Genomic DNA, 23,984 nt, shown 5'->3' on the forward strand with positions numbered 1-23,984 from the left:
ACCCGCTTCGATCCCTATCGCCAACCTGCCAACAGAAGGAACGCTGACGGATGTCACTGCTCAATATCGGCTTCAGTGGTCTCAACGCCGCCCAGATAGCGTTGAATGTCAGCGCCCAGAACATTGCCAACGCCAATACCACCGGCTATTCGCGCCAGGAGGCCATGATGGGCAGCCTGTCTGGTTTTGGTCGGCTGGATAACGGCATGGGGGTTGAAGTCGTCGGAGTGCGCCGCATCACCGACGACTATCTGGTGGCCCAGCACTGGCGTGCCGGCTCCTCCCTGGGATCTGCCTACTCCTTTCATCAATACATCAATACCACCGAGCAACTGCTTGGCAGCGAATCGATGAATATTGCCAAGGGACTCGACAGTTTCTTTGCCTCACTCAGTGCGGCCCTGGACAGTCCGGAAACCCCGGCCCAGCGCAGTCAGATTGTCAGCTCGGCCGGTGCGCTTGCCAACCGTTTCAATCAACTAAGCGAGAGCCTGCTGACTCAGGAGAAGCAGATCGACGATCAGCTCAACGGCAGCGTCAGTCAGGTCAACAGTTACCTGGGGCAGGTGGCCGAACTCAACAAGCAGATCGGCGATCAATCCTCGAAAGGGGTGAATACCTCGGTGCTGGAAGATAGCCGGGATCAGGTGATCCGCGAGCTTTCCACCCTGATGGAGGTCAGGGTCAACCGCCAGAGCGATGGATCCGTGGCACTCAGCCTGCCTCAGGGACAACCCCTGGTGCTGGGCGCGAGCAGCAGCAGCCTCACCATCAAGGGTGACCAGCTCTCCCTGAGCTTTGGCCCCCAGACGTTCGAGGTGCCCAAGCTCAGTGGCGGCACCCTGGCCGGCATGCTCGCTTACCGTGCCGAGGTACTGCGTCCGACCCGGGATGAGCTGGGCCAGATAGCCAGCAAGCTGGCCGATGAATTCAATGCCAAACAGATGAACGGCATAGACCTCAATGGCGGCACCGGCAAGCCGCTGTTCGTCTATGACCCGCTGGATCCTGCCGGCACGCTCAAGCTGGCGTCGGGTTTTAAAGGGGACGATCTCGCCTTTGCCCAGGTCGGAGGGGGCCCGGGCGACAACCGTAATCTGCAGGCGCTGATCACCATCAAGGATGGCCAGTATGACGCCTACGGCAGTTTGCTTGGCCAGATGGCGGTGCAGAGTGGCCAGGCCAAGGCCCAACTGGATGCCAACGCCAACCTGGAGCAGCAACTCTCCCTCAAGCTGAGCAGTGTCAGCGGCGTCAATACCGATGAGGAAGGGGTCAAGGTGATGGCCTACACCAAGGCGTATCAGGCCAATGCCAAGGTGATCAGCACCTCGGATCAACTCTTCACCTCTCTCCTGAACATGTTCTGAGGTTAAGTCCATGATTGTCAGCGCCGACCAGCACCCGCTCTTCACCTTTTTCCTGAACATGTTCTGAGGAACTCTCCATGCGTGTCAGTACCAACCAGATCCAGCTCAGCATGCTCGGCAACCTGCAACAGGGCTTCGGTGACTATGCGCGGCTCGATCGTCAGATCGCGAGCAACAAGCGGATCCTGCAGCCATCGGATGACGCCATCGGCAGCGTGCGCCTGCAGGGGCTGCACAAAGAGCAGACGGCCATGGCCCAGTACCAGAAGAACATTTTCAATGCCAAGAGCCAGCTATCCCAAGGGGAGCAGCAGCTCGACACCATGACCAACATGCTGATGCGATTGCGAGACCTGACCCAGATGGCGGCCACCGGCAGCATGTCCCCCGATGACAGGGCTGCGGTTGCCAGCGAGCTGGCGGTGCTCAAGGAGGGTCTGCTCGATCTGGCCAATGGCCGCAACGAGAGTGGCTCCAGCCTGTTTGCGGGCAGTCAGGTCGACAAGACCGCCATCGTCAAGGATGCGGGTGGCAACTACCTCTATCAGGGGGATGCCCTGGTGCGGGAGGTGGTGGTGGCCAAGGGGGTGACGGTCGGCCTCAATCACACCGCCGATAGCCTCTTCATTCAGGGCGGGGACTTCTTCAAACAGCTGGACGATCTGGTGACGCTGCTGGAGAGCTCGACCGGTGATACCAATGCAGAGGCGGGTGCCATGCTGGATCGCAGTCAGCTGTTGCAAGATGAGATCAGCCAGATGGTGAGCGGCATAGGCGCCCGCATCAATCTGCTCGACCAGATCGACGAGAGCCATGCCGAGAAGACCATCTATAGCAAGGAAGTGAGCAATCAGATAGAGTCCCTCGATTATGCCGAGGCGGTGACCAAGCAAGCCCATGTGCTGATGGCTCTTCAGGTCCAGCAGCAGGCGTTTGCCAAGGTCAATGGCCTGAGCCTGTTCAACTACATTCCCTGACCCGGATAAGGACCCAAGATGCAGATCCAGCAGACCAGACCGGGCGGTGTGGCCGAAGCCTCCGCCCAGCTCAAGTTGCGCGGTCAGGCATCTGTTCAGGGGAAGAACAAGAGTCGCCAGCCGGTCGCCATGGATCGTCACCCCAATGTGGCGAGGCTGGAACGTTGGGCGCTGATTGGCACGGCCCAGCAACGTATCGCCCATGCTCAGGGTGGCGAGCAGGCCCTCGGTCAGGTGTGGGGCGAGCTCAAGCGCCTGGAGCGGCAGCTCTCGCAGACCACGAGTGCCGGGGGGGAGATAGTCCAGCGTCTGCGCGCCCTCGAAGAGAAACTGACCAGTCAGGATGCCCCCTTGACGGATGCCCTCAAGCCGAGGTTGCTGAATGGTGCGGGCAGCCGGGTTCATTATGGGGTCGATCATCTGGAGCTGCTGACGGCCAAACCGACGGCCGAGCGACTGGTACTGGCCTTTCCCGTCAGCAACAGCGCGGTGGAAGTGTTGATTCCGGCGGGAGCCCAGGGACAAGAGGTGATCAAGCGGCTGGATCAGGCCCTGAACAAGGAGCAGATCCAGGCCAGGATGAGTGAGCAGGGCAAGCTGGAGCTGAGTCTGCCTGAGGCGCAGAGACGCAAACTGGATGAACCTGTCCTCATCAGTGGTGAAGGGATCCGGATCCCGGCCGGTAACCCGGTGCCGGTCAAGTTCAAGCAGCACCCTGGTCAATTGAGCCTGCTGGGTGAGGGGCTGGGGCGCGGTGAGATCAAGCAGGAGCAGCGCAGATTGCACAAGCTGCTCGGCGAGATAGAGCAGTCGGTTCGCGAACTCAAACAGTTCCGCCAGAAGATGGTCCAGCAGCTGGACAAGGTGAAATCCCGCAGCCAGAGTCTCAAGCTCGATGAGCTGGAACAGCTGCAAAGCAAGTTGAGCAGCCAGCTCAAGGATGGCGGTTTTGCCGGTACCATGGCGGGCCTGTTGGCCCAGGCCAATGTCTCCCGCCAGAATGTGGTGGCGCTGCTGGCCTGATCGCGTCGTGCATTTGGTGACACAGACAACACCCCGTGACCCGGGGTGTTGTCGTTTCTGGCATCCCCGCTCCCGGATTATCCCGTCTTGAGCAAGGCGTAGAGGGTCAGGTCGCTGGCGAGCCCGGAATCTTCCAACCCCTTCTCCAGGGTGCTCAGGAAGGTCGCGTTGTGCTGGCGAACCGTGTGATAGCTGTAGAAGAGGTCCGTGACATCCCCCTCGGTCAGGGGCGCATCCCCCATGGCCAGCAGGCACAGGTAGCTGCGCAGCAGGAAGTAGTCCGCGATCAGCAGGCGATAGGCCAGCTGCGGACTCTGTCCCTGGGCCGGGAACTGGTTGTGATAGACGTAATAGAGCAGATGGTTCTGCTGAATATGGGGTCGTTCGGCCAGGAAGGGGGCAACCCGTTCATGCCAGCACTGATGCAGGCTGGCGAGTTTGTGTTCATCATACTCGCCCTCCAGCACCCGATTGATGGTCTCCAGACAGCGGCTCATGGTCACGCGCCCACGGCGCTGCTGGTGCTGGTTGTTGAGCATCAGCAGATGGGTGAGGGTGCGCAGCGCCCACCACTGGATCTTGCCAATGAAGGGGAGCTGGGCGAAGGCCGTGGCGAGTTGGCCCTGCTCTATCATAGGCACCATCTGCTCGAGGAAGGCCTGGTTGGATACCTTGCTCTCATCTCTGTGTACCAGCATGCCAATCAACCAGAGCCGCTCTTCCACCGTCATGGCATCGGCCAGCAGCACGTCGATGCTCAACATGTGCAAGGAGGCCTGGGCAGGAGCGATGGCCTTGGGCTTGCCCTTGCCGATGAAGGGGGTTGCCTCCATCGCCATGGCCTGGGGGTCGAGCAACACCCGGCGGCTGACTTCGGGGCAGGAGAGCATCAGACTGCGCCTGTGCTGATCACCCAACTGGGTTTGCTGCCTGGGGTAGCTCTTGCAGGTGTGGCTGAGGGCTTCGGGGCCCGCCTGCTTGTGGACATTGCACAATCCTGTTCCGTCGAGGAAGGGGCAGGCTCCCGTCTTATCCATGCGGATAGTGCCCCAATGAGCATCGGATTTTTTCACCTTCTGGATATGCTGTTTGGCGGTGCTCTGGATGAGTTGATCAGGGTGGCTGACGTAGTGGCGATAGGTCTGCTTGTCGATGGAAATGGTCCAACCATGACAGCAGTTGTCTTCGCATCGATCGCCGATGCACTGGAATTGCTGATAGTACCTGGGGGTAAGCAGGGTATGGGCCATTCTGATCTCCTTGCGTGGCTTGAACCTCATGATCGCACGGGCGGCTGCCCGCATCGATCGCTGTGGCCGACGTACTGCAAGAAGGGTGCCCGAAGTGGCAAGCGATGCACCCAGGCTTGGGCGGGTGAAAATTTTAAAAAAGTGCGGCCGTCATTTCATTTTCACCGCCGGGCGGTCGCTCTTGAAGGGAGTCAACCAATCAGCTGCCCGGCAGCATCTCACTCAAGGAAACGACCATGGGTCTGTCCATTCACACCAACTTCGCCTCGCTGACCACTCAGAGCCAGCTCAATACCACCAACAAGATGCTGGGCACCGCCATGCAGCGTCTGGGCACCGGTCTGCGCATCAACTCCGCCGCCGATGATGCCGCCGGTCTGCAGATGGCTACCCGCCTGCAAGCCCAATCCAATGGCCAGAAAGTGGGCATGCGCAACGCCCAGGATGCCGTCTCCATGATGCAGACCGCCGAAGGCGCCATGGACGAGATGACCAATATCGTCCAGCGCATGAAGGACCTGGCCACCCAGGGTGCCAACGGCACTACCAGCGCCGAAGACTACACCGCCCTGAACGCCGAGTTCGGCGAACTGACCAAGGAGTTGGGTAATATTGTTGGTAACACCAGCTTTGGTGGCCAGAAATTGTTGAAGGGTGGGTCGTTTGAGGTTGCCACTGGTGTGACTTTCCAGATTGGTGGCTCTAGCACTGAAACACTGAAGGTTGATGTAGCAACCGCCATGAAGGATCTGACCGGCACTACAGCAACTAAGGGTATTGCGGACGCTGATATTGTCGCTGGTATAGGTGATCAAACCAAAGCCAGTGATGCGATTACCGCCACAACTAACCTGCTTGATCAAATCGGCTCTGTCCGTTCCTCCTTCGGTGCCAACATCAACCGTCTGGAGCACACGGTCAACAACCTCTCCAACATGAAAGAGAACACCGACATGGCGAACGGCCGCATCATGGATGCCGATTTCGCCCAGGAGACCACCAACATGACCAAGAACCAGATGCTGATGCAAGCTGGCATGTCCGTGCTCTCCAACTCCAACCAGATGACCGGCATGGTCACCTCCCTGCTGCGTTGATACCTGTGGCACTCATCCCCCGGGATGAGTGCCTTTTTCCGCTTCCTCCCCTCCTGACCGTTTCCGCTTTTCCCGTATTTTTTCAGTAATCCATTCAAGTCTTGGCCGCCCCCGGTCGCTTCTCCTCCCTACAGGGTTACCCGCTGCATCGCAGCTTTTCGAGGAGTACATCATGGGTTTGTCCATTCACACCAACTTCGCCTCTCTGACCACTCAGAGCCAGCTCAATACCACCAACAAGATGCTGGGCACCGCCATGCAGCGTCTGGGCACCGGTCTGCGCATCAACTCCGCCGCCGATGACGCCGCCGGTCTGCAGATGGCTACCCGTCTGCAAGCCCAGTCCAACGGTCAGAAGGTCGGCATGCGCAACGCCCAGGATGCCGTCTCCATGATGCAGACCGCCGAAGGGGCCATGGACGAGATGACCAATATCGTCCAGCGCATGAAGGATCTGGCCACCCAGGGCGCCAACGGTACCTCGAGTGCTGAAGATCGCCTGGCCATGGGGACAGAGATGAAGGCGCTCTCCGCCGAACTGAAGAACATCAGCGACAACACCAAGTTTGGCGGCCAGGACCTGATCAGCGATGCTGGCAAGTTTGGCGCTGCCGCCGTGACCTTCCAGATTGGTGGCTCTGCCACCGAGAAACTGGATGTTGATGCAAGCACTAATGTTCAGGCTGTGAATGCAGCCATTGATACTGCGGGAACAGATTTTGATACCGCCGACGTGGCGGCCACCGCCCTTGCTTCCACTGCGTTCAATGCGCAGATCACCAAGATGGAAGACGCCCTGGACGCCATCGGTACCGCCCGTTCCCAGTTCGGTGCCAACATCAACCGTCTGGAGCACACGGTCAACAACCTTTCCAACATGAAAGAGAACACCGACATGGCGAACGGCCGCATCATGGATGCCGACTTTGCCCAGGAGACCACCAACATGACCAAGAACCAGATGCTGATGCAAGCTGGCATGTCCGTGCTCTCCAACTCCAACCAGATGACCGGCATGGTCACTTCCCTGCTGCGTTAATAGTGTTGACGGGCTGCCCTGTCCGGGCGGCCTGTTTTTATCGCCTGTCCATCGGAAAGCAGGTGCCTGTGTTTTCCAATCGACATGCCGGATGAACCTAGTCTCAAGGGTGTAACAAGATGCAGATAGATCCCTCCTCCATGGCCTCTCAGCTGGTTGCCGCCGAGCGTCAGAACATGGATGCCCTGCTCAATCGCCAGATGGCGAGCGTCAAGGGGCAGCAGACGGCGTTGAGCGCGCTCAACACCAAGCTCTCCACCTTCCAGACCATGCTCAAGGACTTGAACAAGGCTTCCACCTTGCAGGCCCAGAAGGCGACCATGTCCCAGGAGGGCTTCATGACGGTCACCAGCAACGGCAAGGCGAGCTCGGGTCAATACAGTTTCTTCGTCGAGCAGCTGGCTCAGGCTCATCAGCTGGGGGTGCAGCTCGACAGCGACACGGATCTCCTGCCGGCGAGTGGCACTCTCTCTCTGGCGGTGAAGGGCAAGACCCTGAACGTGGACCTGGCCACCCTGCCGGCGGGGGCGACCGTCAAGGATCTGGTCTCCCACATCAACAATGCCACGGACAACCCCGGGATCAAGGCGACCCTGGTGCGCACCGATGGCAAGGTCAACCTGGTACTGACCGGCAAGGAGACGGGGGAGGAGAACGTCATCAATCTGAGTTACAGCGGCGATCCGGCCAGTGCCTTCGCCACTGCGCTGGCGGCTCGCACCGACATCACCAAGGCGCAGGATGCCAAGTTGCGGATGGGGGGGGATAGCCCGCTCACCATCACCTCTGCCAGCAACAAGATAGAGAATGTGGTCGATGGTCTCACTTTGGAGCTGACCAAGGTGCAGGCGGCCGGGGATCCCCCGATGCAGGTCACCATTGGTCAAGATACCGAGGCCGTGACCGGCTCCCTCAAGCAGTTTGTCGACAGCTACAACGAGCTGGTGGGCGAGTTGGCCAAGATGACCGCCAGCGATCCCAAGGCGCCGGGAGCCCTTGCCTCGGACAGTGGGGTGCGCGGTCTCAAGAGCCTGCTGGCTGCCAAGGTACGGGATCTGCCCAATGGCCTGACCCTGAATAGCTTGGGGATCAAGACGGATAAGGCGGGCAAGCTGGCGTTCAACGAGACTGACTTCAACAAGGCGCTGGAGAAGGACCCCGAGCTGCTTGGCAAGGCATTGATGGGGGATGATGGTCTGCTCAAGCGGATGAGTAACGCCATGGATCCTTACACCAAGCGGGATGGGATGCTCAAAGGACGCAAGACGGGTCTTGAGAACAACCAGCGCCGTCTGGACGAGCGGATGGAGGCACTGGATCGGCGCATGGAATCCACGTATAAGCGCTACCTCAATCAATTCACCACCATGAACCAGATGATGCAGACCATGGGTTCTTTGTGAGTCGATGCCCGCGCTTTATTCTGACTAAGTGAGTCTTCCATGTTTGAACACCAAGATGGCTACGATGCCTATCAATTTGCCGCCACTCAGGCCAAGGCCGCCAGCGCCGATCCCCATCAGCTGGTGCTGATGTTGATGGATGGCCTGCTCGATGAGATAGCCCGGGCCGAAGGCCATATCCAGGCCAGGCAGTATGAGCGCAAGGGGCAGGCCATCAACAAGTGCCTGCAGATCCTCGGTGGCCTCGACAGCGCCCTCGACATGGAGAAGGGGGGGGAGCTTGCGGCCAACCTGCACCGTCTCTATGACTACTGCGGCCAGCGCCTGTTCGAGATCAGCGTCAGCAATGATTTGGCTGGTTTCGCCGATGTACGACGCATTCTGCAGGAGCTAAAACAGGGCTGGGAAGCCATGGCGGCTCACAAGGGGTGAAGCAGGCGGAAGCAGCACTTCCCGCCATTCCCATGTCGACATCCTAATCCATTGATAATTATTATTTATTTTATGGCCCACTCCTTGCTAGTGGCTATGTGGTACCACTCATTAAGGCCCTTGCCATGCCCGTCAAAAAGCCATCGATACCCGGCATCGAGTATGAGACTCGCCAGCGCCAGCTGCTGGCTCTGGGTCGTCAGTTGCAACAGCAGGCCCAGGCCGGTCAGTGGGATGCGGTGCGCTTGACCGATCAGCGGTTGGCACAGTTTTGCTGCGCACTGGCGAACTCGCCCTCCCTTTGGCAGGCTCTGCAGCCTGTCCGTCAGCAGGTCAAGGCCTGGCATGGCGAGGCGCTTGCCCAGTGCCGGGCCGAGCTGGAGACCCGTCAGCAAGAGTGGCAACGACTCAGTCAGGGGCGCGAAGGGATGCAAGCCTATGACGAGGTGCAGTCATGGCTGTGATCCGCCATCTGGAGCAGGCGACACTGGCCGCCGCGTCCCCAGAGCAGGGCACTATTCGTAGTCGCCAGCCGGTGGAGCCCGAACAGGGTTACCTGCCGCTCGACAGCCCCCACGCTGAGGTACCGCCTCTTCCTTTGCCAACGCTGTCTCAAGAACAAGGTAATGAGGAGGCCCCGCCGGAGGAAGGTCACCATGATGAGGAGGCGCTGGCCGCCGCCCTCGCTGTTTTCCTGCAGCAAGATCCCATGACTGGTTTCACAGCATCCACGAGCAGCGGCTTCTCCCGGCGCAGTGCCGGGGTGGAGACACTGACTTTCAGCGCGGAGTCGCGCCCGACGCAGGTAACCCAGGCACTTGTCTCTACTCGGGAGGATCGGCCGCTGTTGCCGGATGTACCATCGCTCGCATTCGAGACGCTGCAGGCGAGGCTCAAGCTGCGTCAAGGTGCCTTCGCCGATCTGGCCGGTCAAGCCAGCCAGGCTGAGCATCAGACTCCCGCGACAACCCGCGCCGGTGAAGCCGTTACCGCCCGTCCCTTACCCGTTTTGCCTCCCGCCCTGATCGCTGCGTTGGGGGGGGATCTGCCCAAAGGGGAGGGGGTCGAATCGAAAGGGATGCAGGTGCCCACCCTCACCACCCTGCAGCTGGCTCGCGGTCCCGAGTATCAATGGGCACCGGCCAAGCTGGCAGACAACCAGTCTCAATGGGGCCAGCAACTGGTCGATCTGCTCCGCGACAAGGTCGAGATGCAGGTCAACCATCAGATAAAGCAGGCTCATATTCGCCTGGACCCCCCTGAGCTGGGGCGCCTTGAGCTCACGGTGCGGATGGAGGGCGACAAGCTCAGTGTGCAGCTGAATGTGGCTAATCCGGCGGTGCGTGACGCCCTGATCCAGTCAATGGAACGGCTGCGCATGAGCCTGGCACCCCATCATGCTGGTGGGGTTGAGGTCAATGTGGGTCAGGGGGGCGAGCAGGAGCGGCGTCAGGCCTGGACTCAGGACGAGGTACTGGCCGGGCGGCGCGACTGGGCCGATGAACCCTCACCGACCGACACCCGGGGCCGAGATTGGCTCAACACCCTGGTCTGATAGCAACCGAACAACAAGGTAACGAGATACGATGCGGCGATTTTTCAAGTGGTTGATGGTGATAGTGGCGGCTTGCTGCTTACTGCTGGTGCTAGCTTATGGCGCTTATCTGAAGCGGGAGCAGATCGGGGTCTGGCTCGGTCTGACCGAGGCCAAGCCTGAACTCAGTGCGACGCCGTTGTTCAAACCCATGGAGCGTTTCGTCATCAGCCTGGAGGGCGGGGCCCAGACCCATTATCTGGTACTGGAACTGGCACTGGTGACCCACAATCCGGCCCAACTGACCGTGCTGGAAGAGCTCAAACCCCTGATCCGCAACGCCATGGTGCAGTACTTCAGCCATCGGACCCTGGAGAACGTGCGGCAGGAGCTGCAGAACATCAGCGTCCTGCAGAGCTCGCTGCTTGGCAAGTTGACCACGACGCTACAGGGATATGGTTATCAGACCTATCTGGATGAAGTGCTGATCACCAAGGTGTTGGTGCAATAGGTCCGCGATGAGTCATTCGGAGTGGGAGCAGCCAGATGTCTTCGCCGCCAAGAGGCCCATCTTCGGCGAGCAGGCCATCTTGATGCGCTATCTGCCCCTGGTCAAACGGGCGGCCAGTCACCTGCGTAGCCAGGTATCTGCCAGTTTCGATCAGGATGACATGGAGCAGGTGGGCATGATGGGCTTGCTGGAGGCCTGGCGTCGCTATGATGGTGAGCCGGATCAGCAGTTCGAGAGTTATGCCTTCAAGCGCGTCCGTGGCGCCATGCTCGACGAGCTGCGTCGTCTCGACTGGCGACCACGCCAACTGCGTCAGCAGGTCCATGTTTACAACCAGGCCCAGCGCGAGCTGCACAACAGCGCAGGGCGCGCACCGACCGAGCAAGAGCTGGCCGATGCGCTCGCCACCTCGGTGGAGGAGGTCCGCCAGCTTGCCTATGCCAGCCAGGCCGAGGCTTTGCAGAGTCTGGAAGAGTGGCTGGAAAACGGTGGCCGGGCGCCGACCGCCGAATCCGATGATGCCGACCTGGCCATGACCCTCAGCAAGGTGCTCGCCACCCTGGACAAGCGGGAGCAGTTGCTGCTCTCCCTCTACTACCAACATGAGCTGAACATGAAGGAGATAGCCCTGGTACTCGGTCTGACCGAGTCCCGGGTTTGTCAGCTGCATAAGCAGTGTGTGCTTCAGCTCAAGAAGCAATTGGTCGATTCCATCTAATCATGCCTCGCCACACCCCGTGGCGAGGCTCCTTGTGTTGTGCGGGAGCATTCATGCAAAAACAGCTAGGCCTGGGCATCATCTTCGTGTGTGTGCTGGGCGGTTTCATGATGGCCGGTGGGCGCCTGCTCGCCCTGTGGCAGCCCGCCGAGATGGTCATTATCTTCGGCGCGGCCATCGGCTCCATGTTCATCGGCAACTCCAAAGAGGTGCTCCACGAGATGTGGCGCCAGATCAAACTGGTGGCCAAGCCAAACAAGGCTGAGCGGGAGCTCTACCGCGAGTTGCTGACCTTGATGCATCAACTGCTGGAAGAGACCCGCAGCAAGGGCCTCAAGGCCCTCGATGAACACATCGAGAATCCGCAGCAGAGCTCGGTCTTCCTGATGTACCCGCAGATCGCCGAGGATCCTCAGTTGCTGGGCTTCATCATCGACAACCTGCGCCTGCTCGGCATGGGCAAGATCAGCCCCCATGAACTGGAGACCATGCTCGAGCAGGAGATCATGGCCATCGAGGAGGAGATGCTCAAACCGGCCCATGCCCTGCACAAGACGGGGGAGGCCTGCCCGGGCTTCGGCATACTGGCGGCGGTCATGGGCATCATCATCACCATGCAGCAGCTCGATGGCCCTCTCACCGCCATTGGCGTACACGTGGCTGCGGCCCTGGTCGGCACCTTCATCGGGATATTCATGTGTTACTGCCTGCTCGAGCCCCTGAGCAGCGCCATGGAAGATCTGGTCAAACGGCGCATCTCCCTGCTGATGTGCGTCAAATCCATACTGCTGGCCCAGTTGCGTGGCAAACAGCCTCTGCTTGCGGTGGACTCGGGACGCAAGGTATTAGAGCCCGACGTCAAACCCAGCTTCATGGAGCTGGAAGAGTGGGTCACCAACAAGGCGATGTAGATGCGTAACCACGAACAGATCATTATCAAGCGGCAGAACCGACGCAACTCGGCGCCCAAGAGCGGAGGGGCCTGGAAGGTGGCCTTCGCCGACTTCACCCTCGCCATGATGGCCCTGTTCATGGTGCTCTGGATCCTGGCCGTCTCCAATCAGGAGGAGCGTGAGCAGGTCGCCAGCCATCTGCGTGATTACAGTATTCTGGACAACGCGGCCAATCCCTTCGATATCCGTAATAGCCCCTTCCCGGTCGACCTCGGCGGCCAGCCCTCACCCCTGGAAGAGCTGGTGCCCGTTTACACGCCGGACGGCCAGTTGATGCCCAGACACAGAGACCCCAGCCAGAGCATCCTCAATGAGAAGGGAGTCGATCACTACAGCAACCTGATTGTGGGGCGGGTCGAGGGCAAGCAACAGATGGCGCAATTGGCTGGCGTCATCGACTCCCTGGCCGATCAACTGCAGGCCAAGAACAACCTGGAGCTTCAGCTGGTGCCGCAGGGGCTGCGGATCCTCATCCGGGACAACGAGGACAGGGAGATGTACAGCCGGGGCAGTGCCAGGATCAGCCCCTTCTTCCGTCATCTGCTGATGGGGCTGGCCCCGGTGTTTCAGCGGGTGGAGAACCGGGTGATGATCTCGGGCCACACGGATAACACCCCCTTTGCCGGAGACAACTACAGCAACTGGGAGCTCTCCTCCGATCGCGCCATGATGGCCAGACGGGTGTTGCTGGCAGGCGGCATGCCGCCACAGCGGATTGCCCAGGTAGTGGCGATGTCCGATACCATGCTGGAGGATGCCGATAACCCGACCGGTAGCCGTAACCGGCGAATCGAATTGCTGATCATGACGACCGAGGCCGAGCAGAGCCTGGATCAGTTGTTCAGCTCACAGATACAGGCCGCGACGGCCCAGGCCAAGGAAGGTGTGCCCAGATGAAGGATGAACTAGCCCATGAGCTAACGCTGCAGCAGCAGGATCCCAGGCGCAAGGTACCGCGTTGGTATCTGCACGACGGCACCACCCCCTTAGAGGCGCAAAGCTGTGGCATCGCCGCTCGCCTGCTGATCAGCGGTCTGTTGTTTGACAAGCGGATCGGGCGGGCAGTGATCAAGGACATAGGACCTGGCGGGGTGGGCTTCCTGGCCCCGTCCCGTTTCGAGCTGCCTGACACCATCAGCCTCTCGCTTGCCCCCCACATCCGGCTCGAGTGCCAGATCATGCATAGGCGCGGCATAGGCCAGTATTTGAGTTTCTATGGAGCCAGCTGGACGGATCCGGGACAAGTGGATCTGGCTCCTGTGCTTAGCCACTGGCGACACTGCTTCATGGCAGTAGCGGAACCGGGCGTCGATCCAGACCCAGCGGATCAGGCACCTTCTCCAACCTGAGCCCGCCTTGACCCAGGTCCAGTCCCTTGCTTGCCTGGAGCAGCAAGGGATCATGCAGACTCTCCAATGAAATGGTACTGGCGATAAAGGGCCCCCTGGTCGCTTGATGTCCACTGGGTGGGTGCCCGTCGGATGTGCTGTAGGCAATGGGACAACGGCTTACCCCCTGAGCCTGGGGCAGGCGCCAGGCGGGATTCCAGCGACTGGCATCATTCATGGAAACACCTTTCTCAAGCGCCCAGGCCAGCAGGGAACAGCCCTGAGGTTCTGATTCGAGTTGCAGATCGGCCCCTTGGCGCCAGGGGGGTAGCATGAAACTGTAGCGATCTGGGTTCTGCAACAGACGAGAGAGGGCCAGCAGGCGTGCGACATAGAAACGCGTCTCCTCCGGCAGCGCCAGATCCCACAGATTACGGCTGTTGGCGGCCAGTATGGCCTTGGCGACTCGACCCTCCCCCGCGTTGTAGGCTGCTAGGGCCAATGGCCAGTCCCGATCGAACAGTTGATAGAGCCAGGCGAGGTAGGTGAGTGCTGCCTCGGTGGCGAGCGGCAGGGAGTAGCGGCCATCAAAGCTGCTGTTAATGGGGACCCCGAAGCGACTCGCCGTCTGGGGCATCAATTGCCAGGGACCGGCTGCCCCCGCGTGGGAGACAACCTCCAGCCGGTAACTGCTCTCGATGAGGGGTACGAAACTGAGCAGGGGGGGGAGCTGTCTGGCTTCGACCTGCTGGGCGACCCAGCGGATCATCGGTTGCACCTGACTCAGGCGCCGCTGCAGATAATCCTGCTGTTTGAGCAGGAACTGAGTCTGTTCCTGTACCAACTCATTGCCCACCCCTGTCAGGGGGCTGGGAAAACCCGACTGCCAATGATAGTTTTGATAAGAATAACAACAGGATGATGTCAAAATTGTCAGCGAGTACAGCCACTTTGTTATGACTCTCATGGCGCCGCCATCTCTGGGTGGCCGAATGGGAATAAAAACATGGTTGCTCTCAACAGTTTTAGACCTTTTTTGTCGACTGTTCATGTGGATTCAAGGATGTGATGAGCATGATACCACAAGCAAAAAAACCCTCGACAGCAGGCAGAACACTGCAGAAATTTCTGCTCTATCTCATCCTGATTAACTTCGTGCTGATGGGACTCTACATCCTTTATATGGATGGACTGGGTTTGGCGACAAATATGCTGCTGAGCGCCCTCCTCATTCTCTACAACCTGCTGCTTTGTCAGCTTGTTTGCCTGCGAGCACGGCGGGCTGGGGATGGTTACATCATCTATCCCGTGGTCGGTGTGAGCATTGCCTTGTGTACCTTAATCCTTTATCGCTTTATTATTTCGCCCTGAATGGAGGCGTTGCCTCAATGGGACTCTAATTAATCGCTGTCTTTTTCCAGCAAATAACTTGTGGAAAATCAACTCACTTAATCTGCCCTTGTCAGCTGCTGCGTCAATATGTTCCCCGCCGTAAGGATCCTTGCTTGAAAAGCACTTTACTCGTCCTTAAACTTCACAGTGGAGAAAAGTGGATCAAAGTGGTTTTTCTGGGCAAAGGCCCACCATGTGTTACTCATTGGGGATGGCTAATTTGTTGCGTGGTGCTCACGCCATCAGCCTGGATGTCAAAGGGCGACTGGCGATTCCGACCAAATACCGTGATTGGCTGCGCGACGAATGCGACGGCCAGCTGGTCTGTACCATCGATATCGCCCACCCCTGCCTGCTGCTCTACCCCTTGCATGAATGGGAGGAGATTGAGCGCAAGCTGAAGACACTCTCGAGCATGGATCCGGCACAGCGCCGCCTGCAGCGTCTGCTGCTCGGCCATGCGACCGAATGTGAACTGGACGGCAATGGCCGTCTTTTGCTCTCCCAGCCCCTGCGCACTCATGCCGGGCTGGACAAAAAAATCATGCTGGTGGGTCAGCTCAACAAGTTTGAGCTGTGGGACGAGTCCCGCTGGCAACATCAGATCGATACCGATATCGCGAGCCTGCCCGAGGATGACTGGGCTGGCTCGGATCGTTTACAGGATTTCTCGCTATAAATGAGCCAAGCCGCTGAACACATCACAGTGCTGTTGCACGAAGCCGTCGAAGGTCTGGCCATCCAGCCGGACGGCATCTACGTCGACGGCACCTTTGGCCGTGGCGGTCACTCCCGTCTCATCTTGGAAAAACTGGGCCCCCATGGCCGCTTGATCGCGATTGACCGCGATCCCCAGGCCATCGCCGAGGCTGCCAAGATCCAGGACTCCCGTTTCGAGATAGTCCATGGTCCCTTCTCCGGCATCACCGACTACCTCAATGATCGCGGCCTGCTCGGCAAGGTAAACGGCTTCCTGCTGGATCTGGGGGTTTCCTCGCCTCAGCTCGATGATGCAGAGCGCGGTTTCAGCTTCATGAAAGATGGCCCCCTCGACATGCGTATGGATCCGACCAGCGGCCAGAGCGCCGCCGAGTGGCTGGCCAGGGCCGATGTGGATGATATTGCCTGGGTGCTCAAGACCTTTGGTGAGGAGCGCTTCGCCAAGAAAATAGCCCGCGCCATCGTCCATGACCGTGCCACTGAGCCCTATCTGCGTACCCGGCCACTGGCGGAGATGATTGCCAGGGTCAATCCGAGCAAAGAGAAGGGTAAACACGCTGCCACCCGCAGCTTCCAGGCGATCCGCATCTATATCAACAGCGAGCTTGACGAGATAGAGACGGCCCTCGATGGTGCCTTGCAGGCCCTGGCCCCGGAAGGGCGCCTGTCGGTCATCAGCTTCCACTCCCTGGAAGATCGCCTCGTGAAACACTTCATCCGCAAACATGAGAAGGGCCCGGACGTTCCCCGCGGCATCCCCCTGACCGAGTCCCAACTGGCCGGTGGTCGCAAGTTGAAGTCGGTGGGCAAGGCACTCAAGCCTTCTGACCATGAAGTCAGCGAAAACAGCCGTTCACGCAGCTCGGTGCTGCGGGTCGCACAGCGGTTGGCGGATTAACTCATGAGCGAGCCCCGCGTTCACCTCGGCAAGGAGATAATCCAGGACCTGTGGCGTCACAAGCTGCAGCTCGCGCTGGCCGTTGCCGTGCTGGTGACCTCCTTTGCGGTGATCCTGGTGACCAACATGACGCGGGTCATGACGTCGACCCAGAACGATCTCATGGCCGAGGAAGACAGGCTCAATATCGAATGGCGTCACCTGCTGCTGGAGCAGGGGACCCTGGCCGAGCACTCCCGTGTGGCAGCGCTGGCCATGGACAAGTTACAGATGGCTCGCCCCCTGGTGACCACTGAGAAGGTAATCAACCAACCATGAAACGCAAGACGCCCGCCAAGGCGCAGGCCAAAGCCCCGTCACTCTATCCGTGGCGCTTTCGCACCCTGGTGTTCTTCATCGGGGTCGCCTTTATCGGGCTTATCTTGCGTCTGGCCTGGATCCAGGTGATCAACCCGGACAGGTTGCGTCAGGAGGGGGACCTGCGCTCTTTGCGTACCACCTCGACCCAGGCTGTGCGCGGCATGATCACGGATCGGAACGGCGAACAGCTGGCCGTCTCCGTGCCGGTTGAGGCGGTCTGGGCCGATCCCAAGACGGTGCACGAATCCGGCTCCATCCATAACGAGCGGGCCTGGCTGGCGCTCTCCGCCGTGCTGAAGGTCGATATCGATGTGCTCAAGCGCCGTACCGCCAACCCCAAGAAACGCTTCGTTTACTTGCAGCGCCAGGTGACCCCTGCGGTGGCCGAATACATCAAGGGCCTCAAGCTGGGGGGGGTCTTCCTGCGCCCGGAATCCCGCCGTTTCTACCCCACTGGGGAGATCAGCTCTCATCTGGTCGGGGTGACCAACATCGATGGCCACGGCATCGAAGGCATAGAGCGCAGTTACGACCAGTGGCTGACGGCAACCCCTGGGGAACAGCGGGTGCGCAAGGATCGTCAGGGTCGGGTCATAGAGCGGCTCGGGGTGGTGAAAGAGGGCAAGAATGCCAACAACCTGGCCTTGAGCATCGATCAGCGGGTACAGGCGCTGGCCTACCGCGCCCTCAAGCGCGCCACCGATGAGAACAAGGCGACCTCCGGCTCCCTGGTCATGCTGGACGTCAAGACAGGGGAGGTGCTGGCCATGGTCAACACCCCCTCCTACAACCCGAATAACCGCGGTCAGTATCAGAGTTTCCGGGTGCGCAACCGGGTTGTGACAGATACCTATGAGCCGGGCTCCACCATCAAGCCGTTGATATTGTTGAGTGCCTTGCAGGCCGGGGTGACGAGCTGGAAAGATCATATCCCGGGTGGCCCGCTCTATATCGGCGCCAAGCAGATCAGGGATGTCAGCATCCACAGTGCCAACAACCTGTTCGACATACTGCGTTACTCCTCCAACATCGGCATGTCACGGATCGCCTTGCGCATGCCGGCTCAGGAGATGATCAACACCCTCAGCCTGTTCGGGCTTGGCAATGACACCGGCAGCGGCCTGATCGGTGAGAGCCTTGGGATGCTGCCCCAGCGTCGGCGCTGGTCCGATATCGAGCGCGCCACCCTGTCGTTCGGCTACGGCCTGCGGGTGACACCGCTGCAGCTGGCCTCCGCCTACGCCACCCTGGCCAATCAGGGCAAGCGGGTACCCATCTCCACCATCAAGCTGGACAAGGCGCCCAGGGGAGAGCAGGTCATCGACCACAACAACGCCAAGGCCATGATGCAGGCGCTGGAGTTCGTGGTCGACAATGCCATTCCCAAGGCCAAGGTGCCCGGCTACCGCATCGGTGGCAAGAGTGGCACCGCCAAGGTGGCGGTCGCCGGTGGCTATGGCAAGGACTACATGGGCTGGTTCGCCGGTTTCGCGCCAGCCAGCGATCCTCGCTTCGTTATGGTGGTGGTGATCAACGAGCCCAAGGGCAGTGCCTATTACGGCGGCGCCGTTGCCACCCCGCCCTTCGCCGAGGCCATGGGCGGCGTACTCCAGCTCTACAACATTCGTCCCGATGCGGTGCCCAATGCGCCGCCCCCCTCGCTCGCCCAGATGGAGGCCGCCGTTGTCCCTCACACTTGATGCACTCGTGCGCCCCCTTGGCATTGAGGCCCAGGCGCTCCCGCTGACCGACATGCAGCTCGATAGCCGACGGGTCGGCCCCGGCTGTCTGTTCGTGGCGCTCAAGGGGCATCAGGTCGACGGCAGAGAGTTCATCGAACAGGCGGTGGCCCAGGGGGCAAGCGCCGTGCTGTTTGAGGAAGATGGGACATTCGTACCGCCAGCGCTCGATGTGCCCTGCGTCGGTATTCGCGATCTGCCCGCCAAGCTGTCGGGTCTGGCCGGGCGTTTCTTCGGGGAGCCTGCGGCGGCGCTGGACTTGATTGGTATCACCGGCACCAATGGCAAGAGCACCACCGCCTTGCTGGTTGCCAACTGGCATAGCCTGCTGTTCGGTGAACAGGGTGGCAAGGCCGCCGTCATGGGCACCATAGGCAATGGTCTGTTTGGCGAGCTGATTGAAGCCGCCAACACCACGGGCAGCGCTCTAGAGGTGCAGGCCAATCTGGCCGCCTTGCGGGACAAAGGCGCCAGTCTGGTTGCCATGGAGGTTTCCAGCCATGGCCTGGTGCAGCACAGGGTGGCCGAGCTGCACTTCGCCGCCACCGTGTTCACCAACCTGAGCCGGGATCATCTCGACTATCACGGCACCATGGCGGCCTACGGCGAAGCCAAGGCGCTGCTGCTCAAGCAGGTCGACGCGCCCCATGCGGTCATCAATCATGATGATCCGCTCGGGTGCCAATGGCTGGCTCTCCATCCCCAGGCGGTGGCCTTCGGTACCCATGGTCCGATTGAAAACCATCCAGGGCGACAGTTGACGGCGCAGGATCCCCAATTTCATCAGCAGGGATTCAGTTCTGCCATTAACTCCAGCTGGGGGAATGGTGTATTATCCGCCCCCTTGCTCGGCCGCTTCAACGTCAGCAATGTGCTGGCCGCCATGGGGGTCATGCTGGTACTCGGTCATGAGTTTGAGCAACTGCTCGCGACCGCTCCCCGCTTGCAGGGGGTGACGGGCCGCATGGAGTGCTTTGGCGGTGGTCAGGTGCCGCTCGCCGTGGTCGATTATGCCCACACACCGGATGCGCTGGAGAAGGCATTGCAGGCCCTGCGGGTGCACTGCGAGGGTCGGCTCTGGTGCATCGTCGGCTGTGGCGGAGACAGGGACAGCGGCAAGCGCCCCATGATGGCTGCGGTGGCAGAGCAACATGCGGACTGCGTGATCCTGACCGATGACAACCCCCGTACCGAATCGCCGGCCCGCATCATGGCTGACATGGTGGCGGGTCTTGCCGATCCTGACGCCGTGACCATAGAGCACGACAGGGTCAAGGCCATCGAATACGCGTTAGTGCAGGCGAGCAAAGAAGACATCATCCTGGTGGCCGGTAAGGGGCACGAGGATTATCAGATCATTGGTACCGACAAGCGGCACTACAGCGATCGGGAGACCGTCGCGGCCGCCTTGGACACAATATTGGAGTCATTCAGATGATGACCCTCAGGCTTGCCGAACTGGCCCTGGTTCTCGATGCCCGCTTGCTGGGCGAGGATGCAGCGATCACAGCGATCAGCACGGATACCCGTACCCTGGGTCCGGGCGCACTCTTCGTTGCCCTGCGCGGTGAGCGTTTCGACGCCCACGATTTTTGTGAGCAAGCCATGGCGGCAGGCGCCAGCGCCTTGCTGGTGGAGCGCGAGCTGCCCCTGGCCATTCCCCAGCTGATCGTGACGGACAGCCTCAAGGGGCTGGGTCTGCTCGGTCGACTGGTGCGGGAACGCGTCAATCCCAAGGTGCTGGCGATCACCGGCAGCTGTGGCAAGACCACGGTGAAGGAGATGGCGACCGCCATATTGCGTCAGGAAGGTGAGGTATTGGCCACCGCGGGTAACTTCAACAACGAGGTGGGCGTGCCGCTCACCCTGCTGCGTCTCGAACCGCACCATCAGTTTGCGGTGATGGAGCTGGGCGCCAACCACCCGGGGGAGATTGCCTGGACCACCTCCCTGGCCCGGCCCGATGCCGCCCTCATCAACAATGTGGCCGCCGCCCATCTGGAAGGCTTCGGCTCTCTGGAAGGGGTGTTCCACGCCAAGAGCGAGATCTTCGAAGGACTGAGTGAGCAGGGAACTGCCATCGTCAACGCCGACAACGAGTTCTGGCCCAAGTGGCAGGCGAACGGGATCCGCTGTGCCTTCTCCATCGAGGATCAACGCCAGCCGTTCCATGCTCGCAACATCGTACTCAACGGGCAAGGCTGCGCCGAGTGCGTGCTGGTGACCCCGCAAGGGGAAGTGAACCTGACCCTGGCCATCCCGGGTCGCCACAACGTGGCCAACGCCCTGGCCGCCGCCGCGGGCTGCCTGGCACTGGGGGCGTCGCTTGCCTCGGTCAAGGCGGGGCTGGAGCAGATGGCACCGGTCAAGGGGCGCTTCTGTGTGCGGCGCTGGGGTGGTCTCACCCTGATCGATGACACCTATAACGCCAGCGTGGAGTCCGTGCTGGCAGGCATCGATGCCCTGACCGCCATGGGCGGTTACAAGGTGCTGGTGTTTGGTGACATGAAGGAGTTGGGTGAGGAGTCTGCCGCGCAACATGCACGGGTGGGACGCCACGCCCGGGAGCGCGGCCTCGACGCCGTGCTGACGGTCGGTGAACAGAGCCGCCACACCGCGGATGCCGCGGGTGGTCGACATTTTGATAACAAGGCGTCCCTGTATGACGCGCTGGCACAGATGATAAACACAGAACAAACCATCTCGATTCTGGTGAAAGGGGCGCGGGGTTCGCGCATGGAAGAGATCGTCAACATGGTCGCCGACCATCAGGAGCAAGCCTCATGCTAGTCTGGTTGGCGGAATTACTCACCCCGCACTTCACCTTCTTCAACGTCTTCTCCTATCTGACGCTGCGCGCCATCCTGTCTATCCTCACGGCGCTCGGAGTGGCACTCTGGTTGGGACCACGGCTGATCCGTCGCCTGCAGATCATGAAATTTGGCCAGGTGATCCGCCAGGACGGCCCTGAGTCTCATTTCAGCAAGGCGGGTACCCCGACCATGGGCGGCCTGATGATACTGGCGGCCATCTTCGTCTCTGTGCTGCTCTGGTGTCGCCTCGACAACCCCTATGTCTGGCTGGTGCTGTTCGTGCTGGCCGCCTACGGTGCCATCGGTTTCGTCGATGACTATCGCAAGGTGGTGCGCAAGAATACCGATGGCCTGATCGCCCGCTGGAAATATTTCTGGCAATCCGCGGTGGCACTGATCGTCGCCGTCTTCCTCTACACCACGGCCACCCATGATGGTCAGACTCAGCTGGTGGTGCCCTTCCTCAAGGATGTGATGCCGCAGCTCGGGCTGATGTTCATCCTGCTGACCTACTTCGTCATCGTCGGTACCTCCAACGCGGTCAATCTGACCGATGGTCTGGATGGCCTGGCCATCATGCCGACCGTGATGGTGGCAGGAGGCTTCGCCCTGATTGCCTGGGCGACCGGTAACGTCAATTTTGCCAGCTACCTGCATATTCCTTATGTGCCCTATACCTCCGAGCTGGTGATTGTGTGCACCGCCATCATAGGGGCGGGCCTGGGCTTCCTCTGGTTCAATACCTATCCCGCTCAGGTCTTCATGGGGGATGTGGGCTCACTGGCTCTGGGCGGCGCCCTTGGCACCATAGCCGTGCTGGTACGCCAGGAGTTCCTGCTGGTGATCATGGGGGGCGTCTTCGTGATGGAGACCGTCTCCGTTATCCTGCAGGTTGGGTCCTACAAGCTGCGCGGGGTACGCATCTTCCGCATGGCGCCCATCCATCACCACTACGAGAAGAAGGGCTGGCCCGAGCCGCGCGTCATCGTGCGCTTCTGGATCATCACCCTGATGCTGGTGCTGCTGGGTCTTGCCACCCTGAAGGTGCGTTAATCATGGTCATCATCATAGGTCTGGGGAAAACCGGTCTCTCTTGTGTCGATTATTTCCTCGGCCGTGGTGTGACCCCCCTGGTGATGGATACCCGTCGCAATCCCCCTGGTCAGGATCAGCTCCCGGCCGGGGTTGAACTCATTGAGGGACTGGATGAAGCCTTGCTCACCCAGGCCCATCTGATCGTGGCCAGTCCCGGTATCGCCCTGGCGACCCCCGAACTCAGGGCTGCCGCCGAGCGGGGGGTGGACATAGTCGGCGACATCGAGCTGTTCGTGCGCGAGACCCACACCCCCGTCATTGCCATCACCGGCTCCAACGGCAAGAGCACGGTCACCACCCTGGTCGGCGAGATGATCGCCGAGGCGGGCCTCAAGGTGGGCGTCGGTGGCAACATCGGCACCCCTGCGCTGACGTTGCTCAAGCAGCCGATGGATCTCTGCGTGCTGGAGCTATCCAGCTTCCAGCTCGAGACCACCCATAGCCTGCGCGCCGTCGCCTCAGTGGTGCTGAACCTCTCTGAGGATCACATGGATCGCTACCTGGGCATGGCCGATTACCGCGCCGCCAAGCAAGAGATCCATCAGCATTCCCAACATATTCTGGTCAATCGGGACGATGCCCTGACCCTGCCCGACGTGGGCGAGCTCTGGCAAAGTTTTGGCCTGGACGACAAGAGTTATGGCCGAACCCTCTGCGAGGAGCGCCTGTGGCTGAGCCTGCATGGCGAGCCGCTCATCGCGGTGGACGAGATGAAGATCGTCGGTGCCCACAACCAGGCCAACGCCCTTGCCGCCATGGCCCTGTGCGACGCAGTCGGCATTCCCCGCGAGCCACAGCTTGCCGTGCTGCGCCGCTTCGAAGGACTGCCCCACCGTGCCCGCTTCGTGCGCGAGGTGGCGGGGGTTCGCTGGATCAATGACTCCAAGGCCACCAACGTGGGGGCCACCCTGGCCGCCGTGGCTGGGGTGCGGGAATCGGTCAAGGGGCGCCTGCTGCTGTTGGCTGGCGGCCAGGGCAAGGGCCAGGATTTTGGCCCTGTGCAAGCGCTGCTCGGCAGCCAGATAGACAAGATGTACTGCTTTGGTCAGGATGCCGACACCTTGCTGGCGCTGGGCGAGCAGACTGAGCGGGTTGACTCCCTCGAGGCCGCCGTCGCCAAGGCCGCAGCCGACGCCAGACCCGGCGACTGGGTGCTGCTTGCCCCGGCCTGCGCCAGTCTGGATCAGTTCAAATCCTTCGAAGCACGGGGCGATCGCTTCACCGAACTGGTACTGATGCTATGAACGCGCCCCTTGCCAGCCTGGACGGGCTTAACCTCTTCACATCCTTCGACGTTCGCGGTGATCGCCTTACCGCTGAACGGGTGATGGC

25 protein-coding genes are annotated in these 23,984 nt (G+C 60.5%); 23 read left to right on the forward strand and 2 right to left on the reverse strand.

From position 1 onward, the window contains the following. The first annotated feature begins 50 nt into the window (after window positions 1–50). From lfgK to M2367_RS12205, 3 genes are all read left to right on the forward strand, one after another. Window positions 51–1,370, forward strand: a complete 1,320-nt coding sequence (lfgK, locus tag M2367_RS12195; protein ID WP_042041847.1) for a lateral flagellar hook-associated protein LfgK — start codon at window positions 51–53, stop codon at window positions 1,368–1,370. A 77-nt stretch (window positions 1,371–1,447) separates the two neighbouring features. Then, a complete protein-coding gene (lfgL, locus tag M2367_RS12200; protein WP_224431910.1) occupies window positions 1,448–2,347 on the forward strand; it encodes a lateral flagellar hook-associated protein LfgL in 900 nt (299 codons plus the stop codon). A gap of 18 nt (window positions 2,348–2,365) precedes the next feature. Further along, window positions 2,366–3,370 (forward strand): hypothetical protein, encoded by a 1,005-nt coding sequence (locus M2367_RS12205; RefSeq protein ID WP_259236830.1) that lies wholly within the window; start codon window positions 2,366–2,368, stop codon window positions 3,368–3,370. 77 nt (window positions 3,371–3,447) lie between these two features. Here M2367_RS12205 and fliB read toward each other — a convergent pair whose 3' ends face one another. Further along, entirely contained in the window at window positions 3,448–4,620 is a 1,173-nt protein-coding gene (gene fliB / locus M2367_RS12210; protein ID WP_259236831.1) for a flagellin lysine-N-methylase, read from the reverse strand. A 236-nt stretch (window positions 4,621–4,856) separates the two neighbouring features. On the opposite strand from fliB, the gene lafA (M2367_RS12215) reads away from it, so the two are divergent. The 11 genes from lafA (M2367_RS12215) (at window position 4,857) to M2367_RS12265 (ending at window position 13,656) form a co-directional block, all read left to right on the forward strand. Beyond that, a complete protein-coding gene (gene lafA, locus M2367_RS12215; RefSeq protein ID WP_259236832.1) occupies window positions 4,857–5,717 on the forward strand; it encodes a lateral flagellin LafA in 861 nt (286 codons plus the stop codon). 172 nt (window positions 5,718–5,889) lie between these two features. After that, entirely contained in the window at window positions 5,890–6,756 is an 867-nt protein-coding gene (gene lafA, locus M2367_RS12220) for a lateral flagellin LafA (protein ID WP_259236833.1), read from the forward strand. A gap of 119 nt (window positions 6,757–6,875) precedes the next feature. After that, entirely contained in the window at window positions 6,876–8,159 is a 1,284-nt protein-coding gene (lafB, locus tag M2367_RS12225) for a lateral flagellar capping protein LafB (protein WP_259236834.1), read from the forward strand. A gap of 39 nt (window positions 8,160–8,198) precedes the next feature. Continuing rightward, window positions 8,199–8,591 carry a lateral flagellar export chaperone LafC gene (gene lafC / locus M2367_RS12230; RefSeq protein WP_259236835.1) on the forward strand — a complete coding sequence of 131 codons (393 nt, stop codon included), beginning with the start codon at window positions 8,199–8,201 and terminating at the stop codon, window positions 8,589–8,591. 125 nt (window positions 8,592–8,716) lie between these two features. Continuing rightward, a complete protein-coding gene (locus tag M2367_RS12235; protein ID WP_259236836.1) occupies window positions 8,717–9,055 on the forward strand; it encodes a LafX in 339 nt (112 codons plus the stop codon). Beyond that, the gene (locus M2367_RS20405) at window positions 9,046–10,146 is read left to right on the forward strand and encodes a flagellar hook-length control protein FliK (RefSeq protein WP_310504069.1); all 1,101 of its coding nucleotides are present in this window, start codon (window positions 9,046–9,048) and stop codon (window positions 10,144–10,146) included. The genes M2367_RS12235 and M2367_RS20405 overlap by 10 nt, the downstream gene beginning before the upstream one ends. Window positions 10,147–10,177: 31 nt before the next feature. Continuing rightward, window positions 10,178–10,636 carry a lateral flagellar basal body-associated protein LafF gene (gene lafF / locus M2367_RS12245; protein ID WP_042041832.1) on the forward strand — a complete coding sequence of 153 codons (459 nt, stop codon included), beginning with the start codon at window positions 10,178–10,180 and terminating at the stop codon, window positions 10,634–10,636. A 7-nt stretch (window positions 10,637–10,643) separates the two neighbouring features. Next, window positions 10,644–11,354 (forward strand): lateral flagellar system RNA polymerase sigma factor LafS, encoded by a 711-nt coding sequence (gene lafS / locus M2367_RS12250; RefSeq protein WP_259236837.1) that lies wholly within the window; start codon window positions 10,644–10,646, stop codon window positions 11,352–11,354. A 53-nt stretch (window positions 11,355–11,407) separates the two neighbouring features. Beyond that, the gene (gene lafT / locus M2367_RS12255; protein WP_042041828.1) at window positions 11,408–12,265 is read left to right on the forward strand and encodes a lateral flagellar motor stator protein LafT; all 858 of its coding nucleotides are present in this window, start codon (window positions 11,408–11,410) and stop codon (window positions 12,263–12,265) included. Next, window positions 12,266–13,204 (forward strand): lateral flagellar motor protein LafU, encoded by a 939-nt coding sequence (gene lafU, locus M2367_RS12260; RefSeq protein ID WP_042041825.1) that lies wholly within the window; start codon window positions 12,266–12,268, stop codon window positions 13,202–13,204. Beyond that, on the forward strand, window positions 13,201–13,656 hold the full coding sequence (locus M2367_RS12265) for a hypothetical protein (protein WP_224431918.1): 456 nt from the start codon (window positions 13,201–13,203) through the stop codon (window positions 13,654–13,656). The genes lafU and M2367_RS12265 overlap by 4 nt, the downstream gene beginning before the upstream one ends. Here M2367_RS12265 and M2367_RS12270 read toward each other — a convergent pair. After that, window positions 13,592–14,479 carry a lytic transglycosylase domain-containing protein gene (locus tag M2367_RS12270; RefSeq protein ID WP_259236838.1) on the reverse strand — a complete coding sequence of 296 codons (888 nt, stop codon included), beginning with the start codon at window positions 14,477–14,479 and terminating at the stop codon, window positions 13,592–13,594. The genes M2367_RS12265 and M2367_RS12270 overlap by 65 nt on opposite strands. Window positions 14,480–14,709: 230 nt before the next feature. Here M2367_RS12270 and M2367_RS12275 point away from each other — a divergent pair, with 230 nt between their 5' ends. From M2367_RS12275 to murD, 9 genes are all read left to right on the forward strand, one after another. Further along, complete coding sequence (locus M2367_RS12275) at window positions 14,710–15,006, forward strand: hypothetical protein (protein WP_259236839.1); 297 nt, start codon at window positions 14,710–14,712, stop codon at window positions 15,004–15,006. Between the two features lie 241 nt (window positions 15,007–15,247). Continuing rightward, window positions 15,248–15,706, forward strand: coding sequence for a division/cell wall cluster transcriptional repressor MraZ (mraZ, locus tag M2367_RS12280; RefSeq protein WP_042041821.1), 459 nt, complete (start codon window positions 15,248–15,250; stop codon window positions 15,704–15,706). Further along, window positions 15,707–16,645 (forward strand): 16S rRNA (cytosine(1402)-N(4))-methyltransferase RsmH, encoded by a 939-nt coding sequence (gene rsmH, locus M2367_RS12285; RefSeq protein ID WP_259236840.1) that lies wholly within the window; start codon window positions 15,707–15,709, stop codon window positions 16,643–16,645. It begins immediately after the preceding gene. 3 nt (window positions 16,646–16,648) lie between these two features. Then, the gene (ftsL, locus tag M2367_RS12290) at window positions 16,649–16,963 is read left to right on the forward strand and encodes a cell division protein FtsL (protein ID WP_042041817.1); all 315 of its coding nucleotides are present in this window, start codon (window positions 16,649–16,651) and stop codon (window positions 16,961–16,963) included. Further along, window positions 16,960–18,705 carry a penicillin-binding transpeptidase domain-containing protein gene (locus tag M2367_RS12295; protein ID WP_224431921.1) on the forward strand — a complete coding sequence of 582 codons (1,746 nt, stop codon included), beginning with the start codon at window positions 16,960–16,962 and terminating at the stop codon, window positions 18,703–18,705. Before ftsL ends, M2367_RS12295 begins: the two co-directional genes overlap by 4 nt. Then, complete coding sequence (gene murE, locus M2367_RS12300) at window positions 18,650–20,182, forward strand: UDP-N-acetylmuramoyl-L-alanyl-D-glutamate--2,6-diaminopimelate ligase (RefSeq protein WP_259236841.1); 1,533 nt, start codon at window positions 18,650–18,652, stop codon at window positions 20,180–20,182. Before M2367_RS12295 ends, murE begins: the two co-directional genes overlap by 56 nt. Beyond that, a complete protein-coding gene (gene murF / locus M2367_RS12305) occupies window positions 20,179–21,534 on the forward strand; it encodes a UDP-N-acetylmuramoyl-tripeptide--D-alanyl-D-alanine ligase (protein ID WP_259236842.1) in 1,356 nt (451 codons plus the stop codon). The genes murE and murF overlap by 4 nt, the downstream gene beginning before the upstream one ends. Beyond that, window positions 21,528–22,610: a phospho-N-acetylmuramoyl-pentapeptide-transferase gene (gene mraY / locus M2367_RS12310; RefSeq protein WP_042041811.1), complete on the forward strand. Its 1,083-nt coding sequence runs from the start codon at window positions 21,528–21,530 to the stop codon at window positions 22,608–22,610. Before murF ends, mraY begins: the two co-directional genes overlap by 7 nt. A gap of 2 nt (window positions 22,611–22,612) precedes the next feature. Next, window positions 22,613–23,896, forward strand: coding sequence for a UDP-N-acetylmuramoyl-L-alanine--D-glutamate ligase (gene murD, locus M2367_RS12315; RefSeq protein WP_259236843.1), 1,284 nt, complete (start codon window positions 22,613–22,615; stop codon window positions 23,894–23,896). Window positions 23,897–23,984: the final 88 nt, after the last annotated feature.

This window comes from Aeromonas sp. BIGb0445, assembly GCF_024809075.1.
Classification (GTDB): Bacteria; Pseudomonadota; Gammaproteobacteria; order Enterobacterales; family Aeromonadaceae; genus Aeromonas; species Aeromonas rivuli.

Bases quoted from the DNA above. Each gene is read 5' to 3' on its own strand.
- lfgK (WP_042041847.1), top strand. From the start codon at position 51: ATGTCACTGCTCAATATCGGCTTCAGTGGTCTCAACGCCGCCCAGATA.
- lfgL (WP_224431910.1), top strand. From the start codon at position 1,448: ATGCGTGTCAGTACCAACCAGATCCAGCTCAGCATGCTCGGCAACCTG.
- M2367_RS12205 (WP_259236830.1), top strand. From the start codon at position 2,366: ATGCAGATCCAGCAGACCAGACCGGGCGGTGTGGCCGAAGCCTCCGCC.
- fliB (WP_259236831.1), bottom strand. From the start codon at position 4,620: ATGGCCCATACCCTGCTTACCCCCAGGTACTATCAGCAATTCCAGTGC.
- lafA (WP_259236832.1), top strand. From the start codon at position 4,857: ATGGGTCTGTCCATTCACACCAACTTCGCCTCGCTGACCACTCAGAGC.
- lafA (WP_259236833.1), top strand. From the start codon at position 5,890: ATGGGTTTGTCCATTCACACCAACTTCGCCTCTCTGACCACTCAGAGC.
- lafB (WP_259236834.1), top strand. From the start codon at position 6,876: ATGCAGATAGATCCCTCCTCCATGGCCTCTCAGCTGGTTGCCGCCGAG.
- lafC (WP_259236835.1), top strand. From the start codon at position 8,199: ATGTTTGAACACCAAGATGGCTACGATGCCTATCAATTTGCCGCCACT.
- M2367_RS12235 (WP_259236836.1), top strand. From the start codon at position 8,717: ATGCCCGTCAAAAAGCCATCGATACCCGGCATCGAGTATGAGACTCGC.
- M2367_RS20405 (WP_310504069.1), top strand. From the start codon at position 9,046: ATGGCTGTGATCCGCCATCTGGAGCAGGCGACACTGGCCGCCGCGTCC.
- lafF (WP_042041832.1), top strand. From the start codon at position 10,178: ATGCGGCGATTTTTCAAGTGGTTGATGGTGATAGTGGCGGCTTGCTGC.
- lafS (WP_259236837.1), top strand. From the start codon at position 10,644: ATGAGTCATTCGGAGTGGGAGCAGCCAGATGTCTTCGCCGCCAAGAGG.
- lafT (WP_042041828.1), top strand. From the start codon at position 11,408: ATGCAAAAACAGCTAGGCCTGGGCATCATCTTCGTGTGTGTGCTGGGC.
- lafU (WP_042041825.1), top strand. From the start codon at position 12,266: ATGCGTAACCACGAACAGATCATTATCAAGCGGCAGAACCGACGCAAC.
- M2367_RS12265 (WP_224431918.1), top strand. From the start codon at position 13,201: ATGAAGGATGAACTAGCCCATGAGCTAACGCTGCAGCAGCAGGATCCC.
- M2367_RS12275 (WP_259236839.1), top strand. From the start codon at position 14,710: ATGATACCACAAGCAAAAAAACCCTCGACAGCAGGCAGAACACTGCAG.
- rsmH (WP_259236840.1), top strand. From the start codon at position 15,707: ATGAGCCAAGCCGCTGAACACATCACAGTGCTGTTGCACGAAGCCGTC.
- ftsL (WP_042041817.1), top strand. From the start codon at position 16,649: ATGAGCGAGCCCCGCGTTCACCTCGGCAAGGAGATAATCCAGGACCTG.
- M2367_RS12295 (WP_224431921.1), top strand. From the start codon at position 16,960: ATGAAACGCAAGACGCCCGCCAAGGCGCAGGCCAAAGCCCCGTCACTC.
- murE (WP_259236841.1), top strand. From the start codon at position 18,650: ATGCGCCGCCCCCCTCGCTCGCCCAGATGGAGGCCGCCGTTGTCCCTC.
- murF (WP_259236842.1), top strand. From the start codon at position 20,179: ATGATGACCCTCAGGCTTGCCGAACTGGCCCTGGTTCTCGATGCCCGC.
- mraY (WP_042041811.1), top strand. From the start codon at position 21,528: ATGCTAGTCTGGTTGGCGGAATTACTCACCCCGCACTTCACCTTCTTC.
- murD (WP_259236843.1), top strand. From the start codon at position 22,613: ATGGTCATCATCATAGGTCTGGGGAAAACCGGTCTCTCTTGTGTCGAT.